The following is a 21,573-nucleotide window of genomic DNA, read 5'->3' on the forward strand; positions in this document are numbered from 1 at the left end:
CCCCAACGCGGGGTCACTTACGGCCCATGTTGCTGCCCGGCATCGGCCGTAAGTGACCCCGCGTTGGGGGTTTCGCCTGCTTGATCCGGACAATGAGGCCGGTGAACCCTTCGGCCAGGTCATCGGCGTTGGCCTTGAAGTAGGACCAGCCGGCGCTTGTGAAGGCCTCGTCCCTCCGGTTGTCCCTTGTCTGCCGCTCCCGAGCGAGATGCGGAGCGCCGTCATACTGCACGGCGATCCGGAACCGCCGGTACCCCAGGTCCGCGGACGGCGACCATGGATCGTCCGGATCGAGGCGGAGCTGCAATTCCGGTTCAGGCAACCGCGCATCCACCATGGCCAACCGAAGGAACGTCTCCGGAAACGAGTCTGCTCCGACCCGCATGTCTTCGAGGGCAAGCCGGGCCTTCTCCACGCCTTTCATGTTCGGATGCTGCCGGATCAACAGGCGCAGCCCTTCCTTGTGCGCGTAGGGCTCCGTCCTTCCTTCAAAGCCGGGCCGGGGCATGCGGATCAATTGGTCGCCCATGGCAATCACGTACCGCAGCGGCAACTGATGCGCCAGGTCAAGCCATGTACGGGATGGGGAAGACACTGGGATTCCGTCTATTTCCGTGACTTCGCCCGGCAGGACACGGACGCGGTGCCCCGTCACTCCGGTCCGGCGGACCCGCGGGAGCCCATGGGGCTTGCTGAGGTGGACCGTCTTACCGCCGCCAAGCCATGGTGGAAGGCCGAGCCGGGTGAGGATCGCGGCGCTCTCATGGGACACCCAGGCACCGGGTGTTGCTGCGGCAAGGATCCGCGCCCGTTCGGCAAACGCGAACTCACGACCCGCAGGCAAGTAGATCAGGCGGCCGCCGTCGGACACATCCCTGGCCCGTAGCCGCTTGGGAGCGACGCCCAGTACACGCGATTCATAGACCGTGAAAGGACGGCTACTGAGTTCCTTCGGCAACGGAGTGATGCGGACCATGGGATCCAGTTTGTCCGCAATTTGACCCCGGAAAGGAGTTATCCACAGGCTGACTTTCAACCACCCCAACGCGGGGTCACTTACGGCCCGTGTTGCTGCCCGACACGGGCCGTAAGTGACCCCGCGTCGGATCAGAGCTTAGAGTCCCAGGCGGGCGATCGCTTCTTCGCGCATGTCGATCTTGCGCACCTTGCCGGACACCGTCATGGGGAAGCTCTCCCTGATGTCCACGTAGCGCGGGATCTTGTAGTGGGCCAGTTTGCCCCGGCAGAACTCCTGCACTCCCTCCAGGTCCAGAGCTGCTCCGGGTTTGAGGATGATGCAGGCCATCAGCTCTTCGCCGTACTTGGCATCAGGAACCCCGATGACCTGGACATCCTGGATGGCAGGATGCCGGTACAGGAACTCCTCGATTTCGCGGGGATAGACGTTCTCTCCGCCACGGATGACCATGTCCTTCATGCGGCCCTCGATCACGATGAAACCGTCCGGGTCCATCCGGGCAAGGTCGCCGGTGTGCATCCAGCCTTCGTCGTCGATTGCCTCGGCTGTCTTCTCCGGCTGGCCCCAATACCCGGCCATCACGGCGTAGCCCCGCGTGCACAGTTCACCGATTCCCCCGCGTTCCAGGGTTTCGCCGGTCCCTGGATCCACGATCTTGGACTCGAGCCGGGGCATGGTGCGCCCGACGGTCGTGGTCCTTTGCTCGAGGGTGTCAGCCGCGAGGGTCATGGTGGACACGGGCGAAGTCTCGGTCATTCCGTAGCAAATGGCCACGTCCCGCATGTTCATCTCGGAGATGACACGCTCCATGACCTCGATCGGGCACAAGGAGCCCGCCATGACGCCGGTACGCAGCGTGGAGAGGTCGTAGGAGGCGAAATCGGGCAAAGCCAGCTCGGCGATGAACATGGTGGGCACCCCGTAAAGCGAGGTCCCGCCAAAATCCTGCACGGCTTCCAAGGCTGCCGCAGGGGTGAATCCGCGGCCCGGAATGACGGTGGCCGCGCCGTAGCTGAGGGCATTCAGGTTCCCGATGACCATGCCGAAACAGTGGTAGAACGGCACCGGGAGGACCACCCGGTCGCGTTCCGTGTAACCCAGCAGCCTGCCGATCTGGTTGCCGTTGTTGAGTATGTTGTGGTGGGTCAGCGTGGCACCTTTGGGGAAGCCTGTGGTCCCCGAGGTGTATTGCAGATTGATCGGATCATGCGGGTCCAGTTCCGCCATGCGAGCCTTGAGCATTGAGGGCGCGACGTCGTCTGCCCGCTTGAGCAGTTCGGCGTACGTGAGCTCGGCGTCCGTTTGCGGTTCGCCTGCGTTGAGCATGTCCAGTCCTAGATCGGGAAGGAACACCAGCTCCCGAAGCTCCGGGCAGCTGGCCAAAGCTTCCCGGGCCATGCCCACGTAGTCGCTGTTCTTGTCCGATGGAGCGGCCACCAGCATCCGCATGCCGTTCTGGAGGACCACGAATTCGAGTTCGTGGCTGCGGTACGCCGGATTGACGTTGACCAGGATCGCGCCGACCTTCGCCGTCGCGTACTGCAGGATGGTCCATTCGGCGCAGTTCGGGCTCCAGATGCCCACCCTGTCACCCTTGGCGACGCCCGTGGCGAGCAGCGCACGTGCGAGCCGGTCGACGTCGTCGTTCAGCTTTTCGTAGCTCCAGCGCCGAGCCTCATCGCCGGGTACCACGGCGGCTTCGATGAGCGCGTCCCGCAGCGGAAACTGCGCCGCGATGCGTTCAAAGTTGGCGCCGATGGTCTCTTCAAGCAGCGGGACGTCAGTGTCCCCGGCTGTGTAGGAAAGCATGAACGCACGCTACCAACTCCGCGGAGCCAAGAGAAGACTTTTGCTTGGAAGTCCTACAAAATATTTCAGGGCCTTGCCGGGCCAACCGGTAATGTGAATCCCATGAGTGCACCCATTGACCTGCAGGCCACGTTCATTCCCAACGACGGCGAATTCTTCCGCGTCAAGCTCGCGCTGGAAATCGCGATCGACGAAGTGGTGAACGAACCCGGCTGCATCCGCTACGAGCTCACCGAAGCCAACGAGGACAAGCTGGTCCTGACCGAGCAGTGGGCCTCGGAGGAACACCTCGACATCCATTCCAAGGGCATCGCCGTCCAGGACCTCAATGAATCCCTCAGCGCGCTGCTGGCGGAGCCGGTGAAGCTCGAGCGCCTCTAGGAGTTTTCTGCGCGCTGCTTTGCGATGTGCGCGTGGACCTCATCCATGTCGAGCCCCTTGACGGCCTCGATGACCTGCTCCAGCTGGGGTCCGTTCAGTGCCCCCGGCTGCGAGAACACGAGGACCTTTTCGCGGAAGGCCATGAGCGTGGGGATCGAGGAGATACCGGCTTCGGCGGCAAGCTGCTGCTCGGCCTCGGTGTCCACCTTGGCGAAGAAGACATCTTGATGCTTCTCGGAAGCGGCCTGGTATGTGGGGGCAAACTGCCTGCACGGGCCGCACCACGCAGCCCAGAAATCCACCAGGACAATGTCATTGCCCTCGATGGTCGATGCGAACTGCTCGCCGGTGATGTCAACTGTAGCCATGCTTCCACGGTACGCGACGCCGCGTTCGAAGTCGCGCTTGTTCGCTACCCGGCAAACCGGGAATAAACCACGACGGTGGGCAGTCGAGACCCGATCGAACCGAGCCTCTTAGGGAAATCACCCTAGCGAACCATTGAACGCATGTTTAGTATGTTAAACATGCGTTCAGCAGTCGACGATCTCAGCACCCGCGCCCGCATCCGGGACGCCGCCATTGCCGTGTTCGGCAAGCAAGGCTTTTCCGCCACCATCCGGGCCGTCGCCGCCGAGGCAGGAGTCAGCCCTGGCCTCGTGATCCACCATTTCGGCAGCAAAGCCGGTCTCCGCGAAGCCTGCGACCACCACGTCTTGGCGGAAACGGCCGGACAGGGCATCCGGAAAACCGACCCCGAGGCAGTGGGCACACAGATCCAGGACTTCCTGTCCCACCCTGAGCAATACGCCCACGAGATCGCGTATGTCCGGCAGGCCCTCGGCGACGAGTCCGACGCCGGTGACGCCTTCTTTGACGCCGTGGTTGCGCAAACCCGGGCCATCATCGAAGCCGGAATCGCGGGCGGCACGATCCGCGCCTTCGACGACGTGGCAACCACCGCCGTCGTGGTCGCGACGAATAGCCTTGCCATGCTGGTACTGGGCAGGCACGCGGCCAGGGCGTCCGGGACGAGCGAGCTGGGTCCGGACATGCTCCGCGCACTGACACTCCCTACCGTTGACCTGTACACCCACGGCTTCTACACCGACACCCGGTTCCTCGATGCCGCGCGTGCCGCGCTGGCGGAACCGGCACCCGAACCCACTGGAACCGGGACCGCATCATGAAACAGGCAATCGTCGTCGAAGGCCTGCGCAAGAAGTTCGGCCGCCGGGAAGTCCTGCACGGAATCGACTTCAGCGTGGAACCGGGCAGCGTGTTCGGCGTCATCGGTCCCAATGGTGCCGGCAAGACCACCACCATGCGCTGCCTGCTGGACATCATCCGCCCAAGCGGTGGACATGTTCAGGTGCTCGGCGAAGATCCGCGCCACGCAGGACCGGAGCTGCGGCGCAGGATCGGCTACCTCCCGGGCGAGCTTTTCCTGGAGCAGCGCATCACCGGACGCAGGCTGCTGGACCACTATGCTGCGATCAGCGGCCCGGTGAAACCCGGACGCATCGACGAACTCGCTGAACGCTTGGACCTGGACCTCGACCGCCACACGCGCAAGCTTTCCAAAGGAAACAAACAGAAGCTCGGGCTGGTCCAGGCATTCATGCACAGCCCCGAGCTCCTCGTTCTGGACGAACCTACCAGCGGGCTGGATCCCTTGGTCCAACAGGAGTTCCTGGCCATGGTGCGGGAAGCCCGCGACAACGGACAAACCATCTTCCTGAGTTCGCATGTCCTCAGCGAAGTCCAACAGGCCGCGGACGAGGTCGCGATCCTGCGGGACGGCAAGATCGTCACGGTCGCCACCGTGGATGCCCTCCGCGAGACCGCCCTCCGGCATTTGCGGCTCACCGCCAGCGGCATCACGGCGGACGACGCCGGTGCGCTGCTGGGCCGGGTATTCGGCGTCGGGGCGCTTGAGGTGCTCAAAGTGGCCGATGGCGTGGAGGTCTCCGCAGTTCTGGAAGGCGGCATCCAACCGTTGGTACAGGCACTGTCCACGCTTGAACTGAAGGACCTGGTGCTGGAAGAGCCGGACCTGGAGGAATCGGTGCTCAAGCTCTACGGGATGACGGGCAACGGCAAGCGCAACGGCACCGGCCGCAAGCCGCTGAAGGCAATGAAAGGGGCCGGCAATGAATAGGAAACTACCTCTCTTCAGGCGCGCATTCCTGGATCCCTGGCGTTCCTCCCTCGGCTGGGCGGCCGGGTTGGCGGCCGCCATCGCCCTCTACCTTCCACTCTTCCCTTCGATCGGCGGCAGCTCGCAAATGCAGGGCATGATCAATGCCCTGCCACCGGAAATGACCAAGGCCTTGAATTACGACCAGATCGCCACAGGCACCGGGTACACCCAAGCCACCGTGTTCGGGCTCATCGGCTTCCTCCTCATGACGATTGCCACCGTATCCTGGGGCGCTGCGGCAATAGCGGGCGACGAGGAGTCCGGACAATTGGAACTCACGCTCGCCCACGGCGTGACCAGGATCCAAGTCGCGTTTGAGCGGGCGCTGGCTATCGCCTTGCGCGTGGTCCTGCTCGCTTTCCTGGTCCTCGTGCTGATCCTCTCGCTCAATGAATCGGCGCAACTGAAGATCAACCCGCAAAACCTGTTCGGCGCCACGGTCATGTTTGCCGGGCTCGCACTCCTTAGCGGCACAGGGGCGCTGTTCGCCGGCGCACTGACAGGGCGGAAAGCATACGGGCTCGCGGTGGGGGCAGCCATCGGGGTGCTGGGTTACGTGTTCAATGCCGTGGGCAGGCAAAGCCCGGACCTTAACTGGCTGCTCAATCTCTCCCCGTATCACTGGGCCTACGGCAACTCACCGGTGACCAATGGGGCGGATTGGGCCGCAGCCGGCTGGCTCTGGGGAATCTCGGCAGGACTGGTGCTGCTGAGCGCGGCTGCGCTGCAAAGGCGCGACGTCGGGGCGTAGCGACGCTTGCGGGCGCCGGGCCCCAAGTGCCCGGCGGGACCAGCGCCCTGAGGCGTAAGTGCCAGAGATGCTAGTGCCAGAGATGCTAGTGCCAGAAATGCGGGGCGGTTTTGCGCGCGCCGGGGAGCGCGTTGTTCTCGCGCCACTCGTGGATCCATTCGGGAAACTCGAGGTCTGCGGGAGGCTCGCCGAACTCGGCCAGGATTTCTTCCTGGCTGACGGGCCGGCCCTTGGCGACAAGCCGGGTGGCAATGTGCGCGCGGGCGTAGATCTCGCCGTCGACCACCATGCGTTGCTCAAAGTAGATCGCCTTGGAATCGAGCCCGATGATCTTGGACTCGATGGTGTATTGCTGCCAAAGCTGCAAGGACTTCCGGAAGGCGATTGTCTCCCCCGCAGCAACCGGGCTCCAGCGGCGGCGGCGCATCTTTTGCCAGATCCCTGCGCGCACCATGAGGTCGAAGCGTCCGAGATCCATGAGCGAGAAATACATGCCGTTGTTGACATGCATCGCAATGTCGATGTCCGTGGGCAGCACACGCATGGGCAGCGAGGATGTGCCCCAAACGCTGAGCCGGCTCCGCCTGGACGAAGTGAACAAGATCAAGAGGGTTCGGAGAAGCAAATGCATATGCGCCATGTTACTCCGCAGTAACATGGCAAGACAGCCTTGTCTTGTGTGTCGCTGCATGGCATGTCGTTTACCGCCGGTTCACATGCCACGGGAAGAATGTCTGAAAACAAATTGCAGAAGGCACCAAGGAGATCCCGTGAGCACCACCCAAACCATCAGGGCACACGCAGAGGTGTGGCCTGAACTGCCGCCCCACCAGGAGTTGGTGTTGCAGGACACCCGCGGCAACAGGATCATCGGCACCTTGGACGGCATGACCGAGGACCGCAGTACGCTCTGGATCCAGTTGTCCGGAGGCCTGGGCCGGCAACTCGTGCACCACCAGGACGGGTACTGGCTGGAGCCGGGCAGCGCGAGCTAAAAGCGGCGGGGGCGTGTCGCCGGTCCGCTTGCGCGACGCGGAACATTTTCCGCGTCAAACCGGGAGCCGGACACACAAAAAAAATCCCCGGAACCAATGGTTCCGGGGATTTAATTTTGTGGCAGATGAGGGATTCGAACCCCCGTAGGCGTTGCCAGCTGATTTACAGTCAGCCCCCTTTGGCCGCTCGGGTAATCTGCCGAACTTCAAAAGAAGTCACTCCCGATCATCGTTTCGTTTCCGATCCGGTAAGCGCGAGCAAGACAACCTTACAGAACTTCCGCCGAAGAATCGAATCGAGGCCTCAAGGCCCCAAAATTAGCGGAAATCTCAGGCGTCTCCGAGTATCCGGCCGGCCAGCTTAGCCTCGAAACTGGCCGCCTGCTCCAAGGTGATCTGGTTGAGCTGCACGGCCCGCAACAAGTCCGCGTGGACGCCATCCATCCGCGATGCCGCGTCAGGGACCGGGCTCAAGACCACGGACGCCGCGAGCGCTGCGGCTGCAACCGCGCTTGCGGCGGTGGCGGCAGCGACTCCGATGGAACCGGCCGCGGCAGCAGCTGACTTGGTGACGTATCGGACGGCCTGGTTGCTCATAGTGCTCCCTTTCAGGATGGGGTCTTCAAACTGATACAACTCTGTCCGGGCTGTCTCAGTTCCGGCCATGCGTGTGCTGTGAGCGAACTGTGAACGCCCAGCACACGCCGGGCGCTTCCGTATTAGGCTGGTTGGCAGACAAAGCCGCCCGTTTCCGGGCCGCAACGCACCAATCAAACGCAACGCACCAATCAAAGGAGAGTCATGGCAGGCGAATCCACATTCGACGTCGTCAGCAAGGTAGACAAGCAGGAAGTCGCCAACGCGCTCCACCAGTCCCAGAAGGAAATTGCACAGCGATACGACTTCAAGGGCGTCGGCGCCGAGATCGACTTCAGCGGCGAAAAGATCCTCTTGAAAGCCAATTCCGAGGACCGCGTTCTTGCCGTCCTGGACGTGTTCCAGTCAAAGCTCATCAAGCGCGGCATCTCCCTGAAGTCCCTCGACCAGGGCGAGCCTTACCCCTCCGGCAAGGAATTCCGCCTGGAATGCTCCATCAAGGAGGGCATTGCCCAGGACATCGCGAAGAAGATCAACAAGATCATTCGCGACGAAGCCCCGAAGTCCGTCAAGTCCCAGATCCAGGGCGACGAGCTCCGCGTCACCTCGAAGTCGCGCGATGACCTGCAGGAAACCATGAACATCCTGAAGAAGTTCGAAGAGGCCGATCTCCAGTTCGTGAACTTCCGCAGCTAAAGCTTCGCTGCGGCCCAGGCCGCCATACAGAAGTACGACGACGGCGCGTTGCCCCCTGAGCGGGCAACGCGCCGTCGTCGTTAATGCGGTGAGGCGCGTCACGCCGGGCAACTTTTTGGAGTCGAAGTCTGGCGAAGACCCCGGGATTCCGCGACTTCACCGATTCGCGAAGGCCAAAAGACTGCAGCGCGTGACAAGCACCCGCGCGTAATTTCCGCCAATTACGACACGTTTCATTTGCGTAATCCGATCAAACCGGTACTGTACTTCCTTAGGCGAGCCTAAGTGTGGCTCCCCTAACGAAAGATTCCACATGACCGCGAACTTCCTGATCGGCCTGCGCGAGGGCCTTGAAGCCACCCTCGTGGTGGTCCTTCTTATGGCCTACCTGGTCAAGACCGGACGGCGCTCGCTGCTCCCCCGGCTTTGGGCCGGAGTCGGCATCGCCGTGGCCGTATCCATCGCCTTCGGTGCCTTGCTCACCTTCGGTCCCCAGGGACTGACTTTCGAGGCGCAAGAGGCGATCGGGGGCGGACTGTCCATTCTCGCCGTCGCGCTCGTCACCTGGATGGTCTTCTGGATGGCGCGCACTGCCCGCAGCCTCGGCGGCGAGCTGAAGTCCCAGGTGGACAAAATGGCCGACGGCGCCGCGTGGGGCCTCGTGGTCGTGGCGGCACTCGCGGTGGGCCGAGAAGGACTCGAGACGGCACTGTTCCTTTGGGCTGCCGCCCAGGCCGCCGGCGAATCGTCGCAGCCGCTGCTCGGCGCGCTGCTCGGGCTGGCCGTTGCCGCCGGGCTCGGATACCTGCTGCACCGCGGAGTACTCAAGGTCAATCTCTCGCGGTTCTTCACGTGGACCGGCGTCGGCCTCATCGTCATCGCGGGCGGCGTGCTGGCTTACGGCATCCACGACCTCCAGGAAGCCGGAATCCTGCCCGGGCTCCACAACCTCGCGTTCAACGTCTCGGCGGCCATCCCGCCGTCGTCCTGGTACGGCACCCTGCTGAAGGGCACCCTCAACCTCTCCCCGGCAACCACCTGGCTCGAAGCCGGCGCTTGGTTGCTGTACGTGATCCCGGTGCTCTACTTCTACATTCGGGCCAACGGTTCCGCTCCAGCGAAATCTTCCGGCAACGCCGCCACCTCCCCGGCCGCTTCCCAGGCCGCCTAAACGCTTCCCGCACTCCACAACTGAAGGAAACCCCATGCCTGGCACTCCCCTGCCCAAAATCGCGCTGCCCAAAATCGCCTCGCGCCGGCGGAAGTCCCTTGCCCTCGTTGCCGCGGCCGCCGCCGTTCCCCTGGTACTCGCGGGCTGCACGGCCAACACAAAGACGCCCGGCTCCAGCGCCTCCGCCGGACCGATCCAGGTCACCAGCACCAAAACCGAGTGCAACGTCTCCACCGGACGCGTCCCGAGCGGAAACCTGAGCTTCGCGGTCAAGAACGAAGGCACGGAAATCACCGAGTTCTACCTCCTCGCCGAAGACGGCTTACGGATCGTCGGCGAAGTAGAGAACATCGGTCCCGGCCTGACCCGCAACCTGGTAGTCACGGCTCCCGCGGGAAAGTACACCACGGCGTGCAAGCCAGGTATGCAGGGCGACGGAATCCGTGCGGCCTTTGAAGTCACGGATTCCGGAAACAAGACCGGCGTCGCTGCCGATTTCCAGAAGCTTGTGGACACCGGCGTCCAGCAATACACCGCGTACGTCAAAGACCAGACCGAGCAGCTCGTCACCGGCACCAAGGCCTTCGCCGATGCCTACTCTGCTGGCGACGCAACCAAGGCCCGCGAACTCTACGCCGCGACCCGCATGCACTGGGAGCGGATCGAACCCGTCGCGGAATCCTTCGGCGACCTCGACCCCAAGCTCGATGCACGCGAAGCCGATCTTGGGCCCGGCCAGGAATGGACCGGCTGGCATCGCGCGGAGAAGGACCTGTTCCCGCCCGCAGGCTACACGGCGCTGACCGCCGCCGAGCGGGCCAAAATCGCCACGCAGCTCGTCTCCGATACCGAGGAGCTCGGCAAGCGCACCCGGACTGTAGTGCTCTCCGCGGACAAGCTCGGCAACGGGGCCAAGGAACTCCTGGACGAAGTCGCGCGCGGCAAGGTCACCGGCGAGGAAGAAATCTGGTCCCACACGGACCTCTGGGATTTCCAAGCCAACGTCGACGGTGCCCGGATCGCCTTCGAAAACCTCAAGCCCGCGCTCGCGCAGAAGGATCCCGGCCTGGCGACGGGCCTCGACGAGAAGTTCGCTGCCTTGCAGGCCGAGCTCAAGAAGCACGCCAAGGGTGACGGTTTCGCGTACTACAACGAGCTCAGCCCCGCCGAGGTCGAGCAGCTCGCTGCGCTGGTCGACGCCTTGGGAGAACCATTGTCCAAGCTCACCTCAGCTGTGGTCCTGTGAGCGGCTGCCCTTTCAACCACGAGCCCGCGGTCGCGCCCGACGGCGGCGAGCGCGGCCTGTCCCGTCGCGGACTGTTCTGCCTTGCCGGCGTAGGCGGCGCCGGTGCCGTGGCGGGCCTTGCCGCCGGGTTCTTGAGCCATGATGCCGTAGCAGCCGTGGCCGCCCCGGCCAGCGTGGCAAGCAATGTGGTCCCTTTCTACGGCGAACGCCAAGCCGGTATCATCACTCCCGCCCAGGACCGCCTCCACATGGCTGCCTTCGACGTCACTATTGAGGACCGCGCCGCACTCATCCAGCTCCTGAAAGACTGGACTGCTGCGGCGGAAGCCATGACAGCAGGCCGCGCAACGGGCGCGGATGGCGCCGTCGACGGTCCCTACGATGCCCCGCCGGAGGACACCGGAGAAGCCCTCGATCTGGCGCCAGGCAAGCTGACGTTGACGTTCGGCTTTGGGCCGGGGCTCTTCGAAAAGGACGGCAAGCCCCGCTTCGGCCTGGACGGCCGCAGGCCCGACGCCCTGATCGACTTGCCGCGTTTTCCCGGCGACGCCCTCGAGGCTGCGCGCACCGGGGGTGACCTTGTGGTCCAGGCCTGCGCCGACGATCCCCAAGTCGCCGTGCACGCGATCCGGAACCTCGCACGCATCGGCTTCGGCAAAGTGAGGGTCCGCTGGTCCCAGCTGGGCTTCGGCCGGACCTCCTCCACGTCGCGGGCCCAAACTACCCCACGCAACCTTTTCGGCTTCAAGGACGGCACGGCCAACTTGAAGGCGGAAGAAGCGGCGCTCCTGGACCAGCACGTCTGGGCCACCGCCGGAGCCCGCCCGGGTGAAGCGTGGATGGAGGGAGGCAGCTACCTCGTCTCCCGGCGGATCAGGATGCATATCGAAATCTGGGACCGAACTTCACTGCGGGAACAGGAAGGACTGATCGGCCGCACGAAAGGTGACGGAGCGCCATTGTCCGGAGGGGAAGAATTCACGGCGCCGGACTTCGGGATCAAGGGCCGCGACGGCGAGCCACTGATTCCGATCGATTCCCACGTCGGCCTCGCCCACGCGGACCAGAACAACGGCGTCAAGATGCTTCGCCGCGGATACAACTACACCGACGGCTCGGACGGACTCGGCCACCTCGACGCAGGCCTGTTCTTCATCGCCTTCGTCAAGGACCCGCGAACGCACTACGTACCGATGCAGATGGCCATGGCAAAGAGCGACAAACTGGCCCTGGAGTACCTCAAGCACACGGGATCGGGCCTGTTCGCGGTGCCTCCGGGCATCAAGGCGGGCGGCTTCATTGGTGAGGGCTTGTTCGCACGAAGCCGCCCGTCGTCGCGCAGCCGCGAGCTGGCAGCTATTGCCCGCAAAATCGGAGTTTCAGGGCATTAACTGCCTGTTCGCGCATCTAGGGACCGCGGGCTAGGAGAGCGGCCGGCCAGCCATGCGTTCGAGCCGCTCGATGCGCTCACGCATGGGCGGGTGGGTGGCGAACAGCTTGGTCATGGCCCCGCCGCGGAACGGGTTGGCAATCATGAGGTGTGAAGTATTCACGAGGCGCTGATCCTGGGGCAGCGGCACCTGCTTCACGCCCGCTTCGATCCTGCGGAGGGCTGAGGCGAGCGCCAGCGGATCCCCGGTGAGCTCCGCGCCGTCGTGGTCGGCGTCGTACTCCCTCGTGCGGGAAATGGCGAGCTGGATCAGAGAGGCGGCAAACGGCGCGAGGAGCGCCATGGCGATCATGGCAATGGGGTTGGCGTTCCGCCGGTCCCCACCGCCGAAGAACAGCAGCATCTGGCCCACCGAGGTAATGACGCCGGCGACGGCGGCCGCGATGGACGAGGTGAGGATGTCGCGGTTGTAGACGTGCATGAGTTCATGCCCGAGGACGCCGCGGAGCTCGCGCGCATCGAGCAAGTTCAGGATACCCGCGGTGCAGCACACGGCGGCGTTCTTCGGATTGCGTCCCGTGGCGAAGGCATTGGGGGTCATCGTCGGAGAAATGTAGATCCGCGGCATGGGTTGGTTCGCCCGCACCGAGAGTTCCCGGACGATCTGGTACAGCTGCGGAGCCTGCGCTTCCGAAACCGGGTACGCGGCCATGGAGCGGATGGCGATCTTGTCGCTGTTCCAATATCCATAAGCAGTTGTCGCGACGCCGATCAGTGCCATGATCCAGATGGGCGACGCACTGCGGGTGCCCACGCCGATCACGGCTCCGAGTCCCAGCAGCACCGCCCAGAGCACACCGAATAGCGCTGCGGTCTTCAGGCCATTGTGATGATTATGCACTTCATTACTTTCTTGCAGTACGGCTTTTGACTTGCATTGCATGCTGGTTCTGATCCGATTAACGCCGACGGCGGCCCGGACGTTCCAGCGTAGGGATACCGAATGCTGCGGCGGCCTAGGGCACCGGGTGGAGGGAATCGTACCTGAGGAAACCCCGCTGCCCGCGCGCCACGAGCCACGCCAGCACTGCGCACAGCACGCCGCCGAGGAGCAGCACCCAGCCTTCGCTGAGAACTTTGGTGACCCCACCGGCGAGCATGTCTCCCACTCTCGGACCACCGGAAACCACCACGATGAACACGCCTTGCAACCTTCCCCGCATGTGGTCCGGAGTGGCCGATTGCAGGATGGTGGTGCGGAAGACCGCACTGACGGAGTCCGAGATCCCTGCCAGTGCACAACACAGGGCCGCCGGAATAATCCAGAGCGTCACCCCGCCGCGCCCCGCATCCCCGGCCAGGACCACGACCAGGCCGAAAGCTGCGATCGAGAAGCCCCATCCGGCCACGGACCATACCACCGCACTCCCCTGGCGCCGCACCCTTCCCAGTGGTCCGGAGAACAGCCCCGCAAGGAAGGCGCCGACAGCCACGGAGGCGAGCAGCACACCCACGGTGGTATCGCCACCCCCGATCATCGTGGCTCCGATCGCGGGCATGAGGGCGCGCGGCTGGGCGCAGATCATCGCAATGAGGTCGATGATGAAGGTCATGCGGAGGTTGGGCCGGGTGCCCAGGAAACGGAAGCCCTCGACGACGGAACGCAGGCCGGGTGCCGACGCGTTCTTGGCCGCGGGAAGAGCCGGGAGCTTGAAAAGGCTCCACAGCGCGAACGCGAAGCTCAGGGCATCGATCGTGTAGGTTCAGCCAAAACCGCTCGACGCAACCAGCACACCGGCCAGCAGGGGGCCGGCCGTCATGGAAATGCCCATGTTGAGCATGCTCAGCGCGTTGGCGGCGGGCAGCAGCTCCTTCCGGACCAGCAAGGGAATGATGGCGCTGCGTGCCGGCCCGTTGATGCCCTGCGCGCCGCTCTGGATCGCGACGAGGACGAACAGGATCCAGACATTGTTCAGCTGGAACCACGCTTGGAGTGCCAGGGCCACGCTGCAGCCCCACAAAACGAGGGACGCAACAATGGCGACTTTCCGCCGGTCATAGGCATCCGAAAGCGCACCGCCGAACAAACCCGCGATCACCAGCGGAACCAAGGCAAAGATGCTGAGCAGGCCCACGTAAAGGCTTTGTTGGGTGATGCTGTAGACCTCAAGGCTCACGGCAACCAGGGTCAGCTGGGATCCGACCATCGACACCGAGGACCCCAGCCATAGGCGGCGGAATGCGGGGCTTTCGCGAAGCGGGGTCATGTCAGCCAGGAGTTTCGCCACCGTCCAACCCTACCCACCAATGCGTCCGCCCTCCCGGAGCGCCGCGGGCCGCCGTCGGGCGCCCAAGTCCGGGCCGCCGTCGGGCGCCCAAGTCCGGGCCGCCGTCGGGCGCCCAAGTCCGGGCCGCCGTCGGGCGGGTTCATCCAAAGTTAGCCTCCCCTTATTGTGAAGTACTCATAATAAGTGCTTCAATGGGCGTATGGCAGATCACACGGCAGACCAGGAAGCGTGGGCTTCCGCCCTGCATTCCCACGGACGCCGCGTGACCAAGCAGCGTCTTGCGGTTCTTGCTGCCGTTCAGCACAATCCACACTCCCCGGCCGAAGGCATTCTGGCGGCCGCGCGCAAGGATCTTCCCGAACTGACAGCGCAGTCTGTTTATGTGGTGCTGAGCGACCTCACGGACCTGCAGATGCTGCGACGCTTCGAGCCACCCCACTCTCCCGCCCTGTACGAGACCCGGGTGGGCGACAATCACCACCACGCCGTCTGCATCAGTTGCGGCCGCGTGGAGGACGTCGATTGCGCCGTGGGCCATGCACCCTGCCTCACCCCGCACTGGGATGAGCATTCCAAACCCATGACCATCCAGATCGCAGACGTCCTGTACCAAGGCATCTGCCAGGACTGCCAGGCCAAACAACAGCTTCCTACTCAAACGCAAGTAACCCACGAAATAGGAGAACGATGACCGCGAACATTTCTGTGCCCCTCTCGACCACCCAGTCGGGAGCGCCTGTCACTTCCGACGCGCATTCCAAGTCCGTTGGCGCCGATGGTGCCATCATCCTGACCGACCACTACCTGGTGGAAAAGCTCGCACAGTTCAACCGCGAGCGCGTCCCGGAGCGTGTTGTCCACGCCAAGGGTGGCGGCGCTTTCGGTACCTTCAAGACTTCCTCGGACGTTTCCCAGTACACCAAGGCAGCCCTGTTCCAGCCGGGCGTCGAGACGGACATGCTCATCCGTTTCTCCTCCGTTGCAGGCGAGAACGGCTCCCCGGACACCTGGCGCGACCCCCGCGGCTTCGCCGTCAAGTTCTACACGTCCGAGGGCAACTACGACCTCGTGGGCAACAACACCCCGGTGTTCTTTATCCGCGACGGCATCAAGTTCCCGGACTTCATCCACTCCCAGAAGCGCCTCCCGGGCACCCACCTGCGCGACGCCGACATGCAGTGGGACTTCTGGACCCTGTCCCCCGAGTCCGCACACCAGGTCACCTGGCTCATGGGCGACCGTGGCCTGCCGGCTTCCTGGCGTGAAATGCAGGGCTACGGCTCGCACACCTACCAGTGGATCAACGCCGAGGGCGAGCGCTTCTGGGTCAAGTACCACTTCAAGTCCAACCAGGGCGTCAAGACCATCACGGGCGACCAAGCAGCTGAGCTGGCCGGCTCGGACGCGGACTTCTACATCCGCGACCTCCAGGAAAACATCGCCGCCGGCAACTTCCCGTCCTGGGAACTGCACGTCCAGGTCATGCCCTACGAGGACGCCAAGACGTACCGCTTCAACCCGTTCGACCTCACCAAGGTGTGGCCGCACGGGGACTACCCGCTGATCCACGTGGGCACCATGGAGCTCAACAAGAACCCGGAGAACTACTTCGCGCAGATCGAGCAGGCCACCTTCGCGCCCTCGAACTTCGTTCCGGGTATCGCTGCCTCCCCGGACAAGATGCTGCAGGCCCGCATCTTCTCCTACGCTGACGCACACCGCTACCGCGTGGGCACCAACCACGCCCAGATCCCGGTGAACCAGCCGAAGAACCAGGTCAACAACTACAGCCAGGACGGCGCAGGACGTTACCTGTTCAATGCTCCTTCGGTTCCGGTCTACGCACCGAACTCCGTGGGTGGCCCGGCCGCTGTTGAGCCGCAGAACCCGGCCGGCGGCTGGGAGAACGACGGCGAGCTGACGCTCTCCGCACACTCCCTGCACGCCGAGGACAGCGACTTCGGCCAGGCCGGCGCGCTGTACCGCGAGGTTTACGACGACGGCGCCAAGGCCCGCCTGCTGGAAACCATCACGGGCGCTGTGGGCGGCGTCAAGAGCCCCGGCATCAAGGAACGCGCCATCCAGTACTGGACCAACGTCGATGCCGAACTCGGCGCCAAGCTGCGCGCCAACCTCGGCGCAGGCCAAGGCGAGTCGGCTGCAGAGGCAGCCAACAAGCTGTAACAACGTCGATAAACGAAGCAACCCCGCTGCGGATCCTCCGCGGCGGGGTTGCTTTCTTAATTCACGCCGCAGGGCACGTCGAACCGGGGCTTGGGGGCGGGTTTTCCGTGACGGTTTTTCCACCGGGGCTTTCCGCCAGGGTTTTCCACATAGCCGACAATGACTCTGGCTAGCTCGGCATTGTGATCCATAGGATCCTTACATGAGCACATTTACCGGGATCCCCGCAGCGGCCATCGCCTTCTATGCCGAACTTGAAGAGAACAACAACCGCGAATGGTGGCTGGCGCACAAAGACATCTACGACTCCGCCGTGAAGGAGCCATTGACGCTGTTGCTGGAGGAGCTTGAGCCACGTTTCGGGCCGGGCAAGGTTTTCCGTCCGAACCGGGATATCCGCTTCTCCCAGGACAAGTCCCCTTACAAGACGGCACAGGGAGCGTTTGCGGCGGACAAGGAGGGCGTGGGCTACTACCTCCAGCTCAGCGCAGACGGCCTGTTGGTCGGCGGCGGATGCCACTCCCGCACCCCGGAGCAGATTGCCCGGTTCCGCGCCGCCACGGATTCGCCGGCCAGCGGGGAGGAACTCCAGAAGATCGTCGATTCCATCGCCGCGGCCGGTTTCGCGGTGGAAGGCGAGAAGCTCAAGACCGTGCCGCGTGGTTTCGACAAAGACCATCCACGCGCCGAGCTCTTGAAGCACAAATCGTTGTCTGCCGGGGTGACCTTGGGCGAACCGGAATGGATGTCCCAGCCCTCAGCCAAGGAAGAAATCGCCAAGCGTTGGGAGGTATTGCGCCCGCTCGTGGAGTGGGTCAACGAGCACGCGGCCCCGTAGTCGCGCGTAGCCGCCCGTAGTCATTGGGTCGAAAGCGTTGAGGTCGAAAGGGTTTGAGGTCGAAAGGGTTTGAGCGGCCCTATGCCTAGGAACCGGATCGCTTGGAATCCGACGGCCACCCCCTCGAGCCATGGAACATGTGTCGTAAGCTCGAGGGGGCCGTGAGTCCGGCCTGAGCAGTGAATCCGTCCCCGGGTCAGACCTTACTGAGGCTGTCCTCGTCGTCGCCGGATCCGCCGGAATCGCTGGAGTCGCTGGAATCGCGGGAGTCGCTTGAATCGCCATTCCTGCCGAAAGCAGATGCCGCCCCGGACACAGCGGCCTTCGCCGAAGCGAACTTCTCGTTCAGGCGGGAGTGGCGCTGCCCGTAAGCAAAGTAGATGGCCAGTCCGATTGCCAGCCAGATGGCGAAGAAGATCCAGGTCTCCACGGCCAGGTTTGTCATCAGGTAGACGCACAGGACGGCCGAGACCACGGGAAGCACCTTGCCGAACGGAACCCGGAAAGCCGGCTTCAGGCCCGGTCGCTTCTTACGCAGGACCAGGATGCCCAGGCTCACCATCACAAAGGCCGAGAGGGTACCGATGTTGATCATTTCTTCGAGGAGATCCACGTTGGTCAGACCCGCGACGATTGCCACGGCAGCGCCACAGATGATCTGGAGCCGGACCGGCGTCGAACGCTTGGCGCTGGTCTTGGACAGCGCGCGGGGAAGCAGGCCGTCGCGGCTCATGGCGAGGACCACGCGGGCGAGGCCCATGAGCAGCACCATGATGACGGTGGTCAAACCAATCAGGGAGCCAAAGGCAATGACCTTGGCCGCGTCGGTGTTTCCAACCGCCTCGAAGGCCGTGGTGAGGGTGGGGTTCTTCGCTTCGGCCAGCTGCGTGTAGGACACCATGCCGGTCAGGGCCAGGGAGACCAGGATGTAGAGCAACGTCACCAGCGCCAGTCCGCCGAAGATGCCACGGGGCAACGTCTTCTGCGGGTTCTTGACCTCTTCCGCGGAGGTCGCAACCACATCGAAGCCAATGAACGCAAAGAACACCAAGGCTGCGCCGGCAAAGATGCCCAGCGTTCCGTACTGGGCCGGAACCGCCCCAGTGAGGAAGCCGAAGAAGGACTGCTTCATGACATCCGCGCCGTCGCTTCCTCCGGTAGGCTGCGACGCCGGGACAAAGGGCGCGTAATTGGAGAATTTCACGTAGGTGAAGCCGACAACAATCACGAACAACACCACGGCGATCTTGATCAGCGTGAAGACGTTGCCTACGCGCGCGGAGAGCTTGGTGCCGAGCACCAGGAGCACCGTGAAGATGGCAACAATCAGGAAAGCGCCCCAATAGAGATCCACCCCGCCGATGTTCAAGGCCGGGGGCATATCCACACCCATGAGAGCGAACACTTTGCTCAAGTAGATTCCCCAGTACTTGGCGATCACGGCAGCAGCCGTAAACAGTTCGAGGATTAGGTTCCAGCCAATGATCCAGGCGAGGACTTCGCCCATGGTGGCGTAGGTGAAGACGTAGGCGGACCCGGCGACCGGGATCGCAGTAGCGAATTCGGCGTAGCACATGATGGCCAAGGCACAGGTGACGGCTGCGACGGCGAAGGAGATCGTCACGGCGGGTCCGGCAAAGTTCGCAGCGGCCTTGGCGCCGACAGAGAAGATCCCGGCGCCGACGGCCACGGCAACGCCCATGATCATCAGATCCCAGGTGCTGAGGGAACGCTTGAGCTTGCGTCCGGGCTCATCGGCGTCCGCAATGGACTGCTCGATCGATTTGGTCCGGAAGAGGTTCATAGAAGAGTCCACAATCTTGATGGGGTGCTGGAAACAGACTCATCAAGAGTAGTGTCCAGCCAATGGACCCCCACATTTGTCCCAAATTGTGAGACGCGAGGACGGTGTATCTTCAGAGCTTGGGGACATTCCAGTCCATCAACGTCGAACGGATAAGGAAGCGTTTCCCCTCCGGCGATTCCACGGAGAAGCCGCTGCCGCGACCATCCACGACATCCACCGTCAGATGCGTGTGGGACCAGTAATTGAACTGCTCTCGGGACATCCAGAACTCCAAAGGTTGCGGCCGTTCGGGCCCGCCGATGTCGAAAAGCCCAAGCAAAACGTCCGAATCACCGGTAATGAATTCGCCGGCGGGGTAACACATGGGTGAGGAACCGTCGCAGCAACCACCTGACTGGTGGAACACGAGGGGACCATGTTGCTCCCACAGCTTCCGGAGCAGTTCGATGGAAACGGCGGTGAGCGCCACCCGGGAAAAGTCTTCTCCGGGCAGCGTCACCGCGGCGTCAAGCCTGTCGTGGGACATTAGAACCTCAGCACTACGCGGCCGTCGATCTTGGCGTGCTTCATTTGCATTGTCGTCGTCATTGGCGAAATCCTTGCGTCGTTTAAGCGTTTTTCGAGGGGAGCTGCTGCTTTCCTGAGGGGTGGCCAGGCGTGGTTCGGCGGGGAGGGATCTATGTTGACCCCTCCCCGCACGGTCAAGTGCGGCTTAGAAGAAGCCGAGCTTGTTCTCGTTGAAACTGACCAGGAGGTTCTTGGTCTGCTGGTAGTGGTCCAGCATCATCGCGTGGTTCTCACGACCAATGCCGGAGGACTTGTACCCGCCGAACGCGGCGCCGGCCGGGTAGGCGTGGTAGTTGTTGACCCAGACGCGGCCGGCCTGGATTTCCCGGCCCGCCCGGTAGGCGACGTTGCCGTTGCGGGACCAGACACCGGCGCCGAGTCCGTAGAGGGTGTCGTTGGCGATGCCGATGGCGTCGTTGTAGTCGCTGAACTTCGTCACGGACACCACCGGGCCGAAGATCTCCTCCTGGAAGATCCGCATCCGGTTGTGGCCTTCGAAGATGGTCGGCTGGACGTAGTAGCCGCCGGCCAGGTCGCCGTCGAGCTGTGCGCGGGCGCCGCCGGTGAGGACCTTGGCGCCTTCCTGCTTTCCGATGTCGATGTAGGAAAGGATCTTCTCGAGCTGGTCGTTGGAGGCCTGGGCACCGAGCTGGGTGTCCGTGTCCAGCGGGTTGCCCTGGATGATCTTGTTGGTGCGGGCCACAGCGTCGGCCATGAAGGAGTCGTAGATCCCTTCCTGGACCAGTGCGCGGGAGGGGCAGGTGCAGACTTCGCCCTGGTTGAAGGCGAAGAGCGTGAAGCCTTCCTGGGCCTTGTCGTAGAACGCGTCGTTCTGCGCGGCGACGTCATCGAAGAAGATGTTCGGGCTCTTGCCGCCCAGCTCAAGGGTCACCGGGATCAGGTTCTGGGACGCGTACTGGCTGATCAGCCGGCCCGTGGTGGTCTCGCCGGTGAAGGCGATCTTGCGGATCCGGGGGCTGGAGGCCAGGGGCTTGCCGGCCTCGACGCCGAAACCGTTGACGACGTTGACCACGCCGGCGGGCAGCAGGTCACTGATCAGTTCCATCAGCACCAGAATGGAGGACGGGGTCTGCTCGGCGGGTTTGAGGACGACGGCGTTGCCCGCGGCCAGTGCCGGGGCCAGCTTCCACACGGCCATCAGGATCGGGAAGTTCCACGGGATGATCTGGCCCACGACGCCCAGCGGCTCACGGAAGTGGTAAGCCGTGGTGTCCTCGTCCAGTTGGGACAAGTGGCCTTCCTGGGCGCGGATCGCGGAGGCGAAGTAGCGGAAGTGGTCCGCCGCGAGGGGGATGTCCGCGTTCAGGGTTTCCCGGATGGGCTTGCCGTTGTCCCAACTCTCGGCCACGGCCAGCAGTTCGAGGTTTTCATCTATCCGGTCCGCGATCTTGTTCAGGACCGCGGCGCGCTCCGTGGCCGAGGTCTTGCCCCAGGACGGTGCTACTTTGTGCGCGGCGTCCAGTGCCAGCTCGATGTCCTCGGCCGTGCCCCGCGCAACCTCGCAGAAGGCCTTACCGGTCACCGGGGTGATGTTTTCGAAGTACTGCCCCTTGACCGGGGCAACCCACTCGCCGCCGATCCAGTTCTCGTAACGGTCCTTGAAGGTGACCTTCGAACCCTCGGCACCCGGCTGTGCATAAACAGTCATCT

Annotated in this window: 21 protein-coding genes, 1 tRNA gene and 1 pseudogene; 12 read left to right on the forward strand and 11 right to left on the reverse strand. The window is 63.6% G+C overall.

The features are described from left to right. Nucleotides 1–13 precede the first annotated feature (13 nt). Together AB0O52_RS06985 and AB0O52_RS06990 are read right to left on the reverse strand one after the other, a co-directional pair. Nucleotides 14–976 (reverse strand): hypothetical protein, encoded by a 963-nt coding sequence (locus AB0O52_RS06985; RefSeq protein WP_364535269.1) that lies wholly within the window; start codon nucleotides 974–976, stop codon nucleotides 14–16. Nucleotides 977–1,114: 138 nt separating this feature from the next. Then, nucleotides 1,115–2,788 (reverse strand): AMP-binding protein, encoded by a 1,674-nt coding sequence (locus tag AB0O52_RS06990; RefSeq protein WP_364535271.1) that lies wholly within the window; start codon nucleotides 2,786–2,788, stop codon nucleotides 1,115–1,117. Nucleotides 2,789–2,890: 102 nt separating this feature from the next. On the opposite strand from AB0O52_RS06990, the gene AB0O52_RS06995 reads away from it, so the two are divergent. Then, on the forward strand, nucleotides 2,891–3,169 hold the full coding sequence (locus tag AB0O52_RS06995; protein WP_284753335.1) for a putative quinol monooxygenase: 279 nt from the start codon (nucleotides 2,891–2,893) through the stop codon (nucleotides 3,167–3,169). On the opposite strand, the gene AB0O52_RS07000 is transcribed toward AB0O52_RS06995, so the two are convergent. Then, nucleotides 3,166–3,537: a thioredoxin domain-containing protein gene (locus AB0O52_RS07000; RefSeq protein ID WP_364535274.1), complete on the reverse strand. Its 372-nt coding sequence runs from the start codon at nucleotides 3,535–3,537 to the stop codon at nucleotides 3,166–3,168. The two genes, AB0O52_RS06995 and AB0O52_RS07000, sit on opposite strands and share 4 nt — an antisense overlap. A gap of 159 nt (nucleotides 3,538–3,696) precedes the next feature. Here AB0O52_RS07000 and AB0O52_RS07005 point away from each other — a divergent pair, with 159 nt between their 5' ends. From AB0O52_RS07005 to AB0O52_RS07015, 3 genes are read left to right on the forward strand one after another with little or no spacing between them, the layout of a single operon-like run. Continuing rightward, nucleotides 3,697–4,359 carry a TetR family transcriptional regulator gene (locus AB0O52_RS07005; RefSeq protein WP_364535277.1) on the forward strand — a complete coding sequence of 221 codons (663 nt, stop codon included), beginning with the start codon at nucleotides 3,697–3,699 and terminating at the stop codon, nucleotides 4,357–4,359. Continuing rightward, entirely contained in the window at nucleotides 4,356–5,330 is a 975-nt protein-coding gene (locus tag AB0O52_RS07010; RefSeq protein ID WP_364535280.1) for an ABC transporter ATP-binding protein, read from the forward strand. The genes AB0O52_RS07005 and AB0O52_RS07010 overlap by 4 nt, the downstream gene beginning before the upstream one ends. Beyond that, a complete protein-coding gene (locus AB0O52_RS07015; protein WP_364535283.1) occupies nucleotides 5,323–6,123 on the forward strand; it encodes an ABC transporter permease subunit in 801 nt (266 codons plus the stop codon). The genes AB0O52_RS07010 and AB0O52_RS07015 overlap by 8 nt, the downstream gene beginning before the upstream one ends. An 85-nt stretch (nucleotides 6,124–6,208) precedes the next feature. Here AB0O52_RS07015 and AB0O52_RS07020 read toward each other — a convergent pair whose 3' ends face one another. Then, entirely contained in the window at nucleotides 6,209–6,754 is a 546-nt protein-coding gene (locus AB0O52_RS07020) for an acyl-CoA thioesterase (RefSeq protein ID WP_364535286.1), read from the reverse strand. Between the two features lie 139 nt (nucleotides 6,755–6,893). On the opposite strand from AB0O52_RS07020, the gene AB0O52_RS07025 reads away from it, so the two are divergent. Continuing rightward, nucleotides 6,894–7,118 (forward strand): hypothetical protein, encoded by a 225-nt coding sequence (locus AB0O52_RS07025; RefSeq protein ID WP_364535289.1) that lies wholly within the window; start codon nucleotides 6,894–6,896, stop codon nucleotides 7,116–7,118. 119 nt (nucleotides 7,119–7,237) lie between these two features. Here AB0O52_RS07025 and AB0O52_RS07030 read toward each other — a convergent pair. Further along, nucleotides 7,238–7,319, reverse strand: a tRNA-Tyr gene (locus AB0O52_RS07030). 129 nt (nucleotides 7,320–7,448) lie between these two features. Beyond that, nucleotides 7,449–7,715, reverse strand: a complete 267-nt coding sequence (locus tag AB0O52_RS07035) for a hypothetical protein (RefSeq protein ID WP_284753323.1) — start codon at nucleotides 7,713–7,715, stop codon at nucleotides 7,449–7,451. A gap of 204 nt (nucleotides 7,716–7,919) precedes the next feature. Between AB0O52_RS07035 and AB0O52_RS07040 the strand changes: the two genes are divergently transcribed. The 4 genes from AB0O52_RS07040 to efeB all read left to right on the forward strand — a co-directional run bounded on the left by AB0O52_RS07040 (nucleotide 7,920) and on the right by efeB (nucleotide 12,219). After that, nucleotides 7,920–8,411 carry a YajQ family cyclic di-GMP-binding protein gene (locus AB0O52_RS07040; RefSeq protein ID WP_364535292.1) on the forward strand — a complete coding sequence of 164 codons (492 nt, stop codon included), beginning with the start codon at nucleotides 7,920–7,922 and terminating at the stop codon, nucleotides 8,409–8,411. Nucleotides 8,412–8,724: 313 nt separating this feature from the next. Next, nucleotides 8,725–9,582, forward strand: a complete 858-nt coding sequence (gene efeU, locus AB0O52_RS07045; RefSeq protein WP_364535294.1) for an iron uptake transporter permease EfeU — start codon at nucleotides 8,725–8,727, stop codon at nucleotides 9,580–9,582. A 34-nt stretch (nucleotides 9,583–9,616) separates the two neighbouring features. Beyond that, entirely contained in the window at nucleotides 9,617–10,828 is a 1,212-nt protein-coding gene (gene efeO / locus AB0O52_RS07050) for an iron uptake system protein EfeO (protein ID WP_364535297.1), read from the forward strand. After that, complete coding sequence (gene efeB, locus AB0O52_RS07055; protein ID WP_364535300.1) at nucleotides 10,825–12,219, forward strand: iron uptake transporter deferrochelatase/peroxidase subunit; 1,395 nt, start codon at nucleotides 10,825–10,827, stop codon at nucleotides 12,217–12,219. The genes efeO and efeB overlap by 4 nt, the downstream gene beginning before the upstream one ends. 30 nt (nucleotides 12,220–12,249) lie before the next feature. On the opposite strand, the gene htpX is transcribed toward efeB, so the two are convergent. Together htpX and AB0O52_RS07065 are read right to left on the reverse strand one after the other, a co-directional pair. After that, nucleotides 12,250–13,119 carry a zinc metalloprotease HtpX gene (gene htpX / locus AB0O52_RS07060; RefSeq protein ID WP_364535303.1) on the reverse strand — a complete coding sequence of 290 codons (870 nt, stop codon included), beginning with the start codon at nucleotides 13,117–13,119 and terminating at the stop codon, nucleotides 12,250–12,252. 115 nt (nucleotides 13,120–13,234) lie between these two features. Continuing rightward, a pseudogene (locus AB0O52_RS07065) lies at nucleotides 13,235–14,506 on the reverse strand (MFS transporter). Nucleotides 14,507–14,705: 199 nt separating this feature from the next. Between AB0O52_RS07065 and AB0O52_RS07070 the strand changes: the two are divergent. From AB0O52_RS07070 to AB0O52_RS07080, 3 genes are all read left to right on the forward strand, one after another. Continuing rightward, a complete protein-coding gene (locus AB0O52_RS07070) occupies nucleotides 14,706–15,197 on the forward strand; it encodes a Fur family transcriptional regulator (RefSeq protein WP_184738401.1) in 492 nt (163 codons plus the stop codon). After that, nucleotides 15,194–16,690 (forward strand): catalase, encoded by a 1,497-nt coding sequence (locus tag AB0O52_RS07075; RefSeq protein ID WP_364535306.1) that lies wholly within the window; start codon nucleotides 15,194–15,196, stop codon nucleotides 16,688–16,690. The genes AB0O52_RS07070 and AB0O52_RS07075 overlap by 4 nt, the downstream gene beginning before the upstream one ends. A gap of 202 nt (nucleotides 16,691–16,892) precedes the next feature. Then, on the forward strand, nucleotides 16,893–17,528 hold the full coding sequence (locus AB0O52_RS07080; RefSeq protein ID WP_364535309.1) for a DUF2461 domain-containing protein: 636 nt from the start codon (nucleotides 16,893–16,895) through the stop codon (nucleotides 17,526–17,528). A 196-nt stretch (nucleotides 17,529–17,724) separates the two neighbouring features. Here AB0O52_RS07080 and AB0O52_RS07085 read toward each other — a convergent pair whose 3' ends face one another. The 3 genes from AB0O52_RS07085 to AB0O52_RS07095 all read right to left on the reverse strand — a co-directional run bounded on the left by AB0O52_RS07085 (nucleotide 17,725) and on the right by AB0O52_RS07095 (nucleotide 21,571). Beyond that, nucleotides 17,725–19,332: an amino acid permease gene (locus tag AB0O52_RS07085; RefSeq protein ID WP_364535312.1), complete on the reverse strand. Its 1,608-nt coding sequence runs from the start codon at nucleotides 19,330–19,332 to the stop codon at nucleotides 17,725–17,727. Between the two features lie 112 nt (nucleotides 19,333–19,444). Beyond that, complete coding sequence (locus AB0O52_RS07090) at nucleotides 19,445–19,861, reverse strand: DUF779 domain-containing protein (RefSeq protein WP_364535314.1); 417 nt, start codon at nucleotides 19,859–19,861, stop codon at nucleotides 19,445–19,447. A gap of 186 nt (nucleotides 19,862–20,047) precedes the next feature. After that, a complete protein-coding gene (locus AB0O52_RS07095; RefSeq protein WP_364535317.1) occupies nucleotides 20,048–21,571 on the reverse strand; it encodes an aldehyde dehydrogenase family protein in 1,524 nt (507 codons plus the stop codon). Nucleotides 21,572–21,573: the final 2 nt, after the last annotated feature.

Origin of the sequence: Arthrobacter sp. NPDC080073, from assembly GCF_040686575.1 — a bacterium.
Classification (GTDB): Bacteria; Actinomycetota; Actinomycetes; order Actinomycetales; family Micrococcaceae; genus Arthrobacter.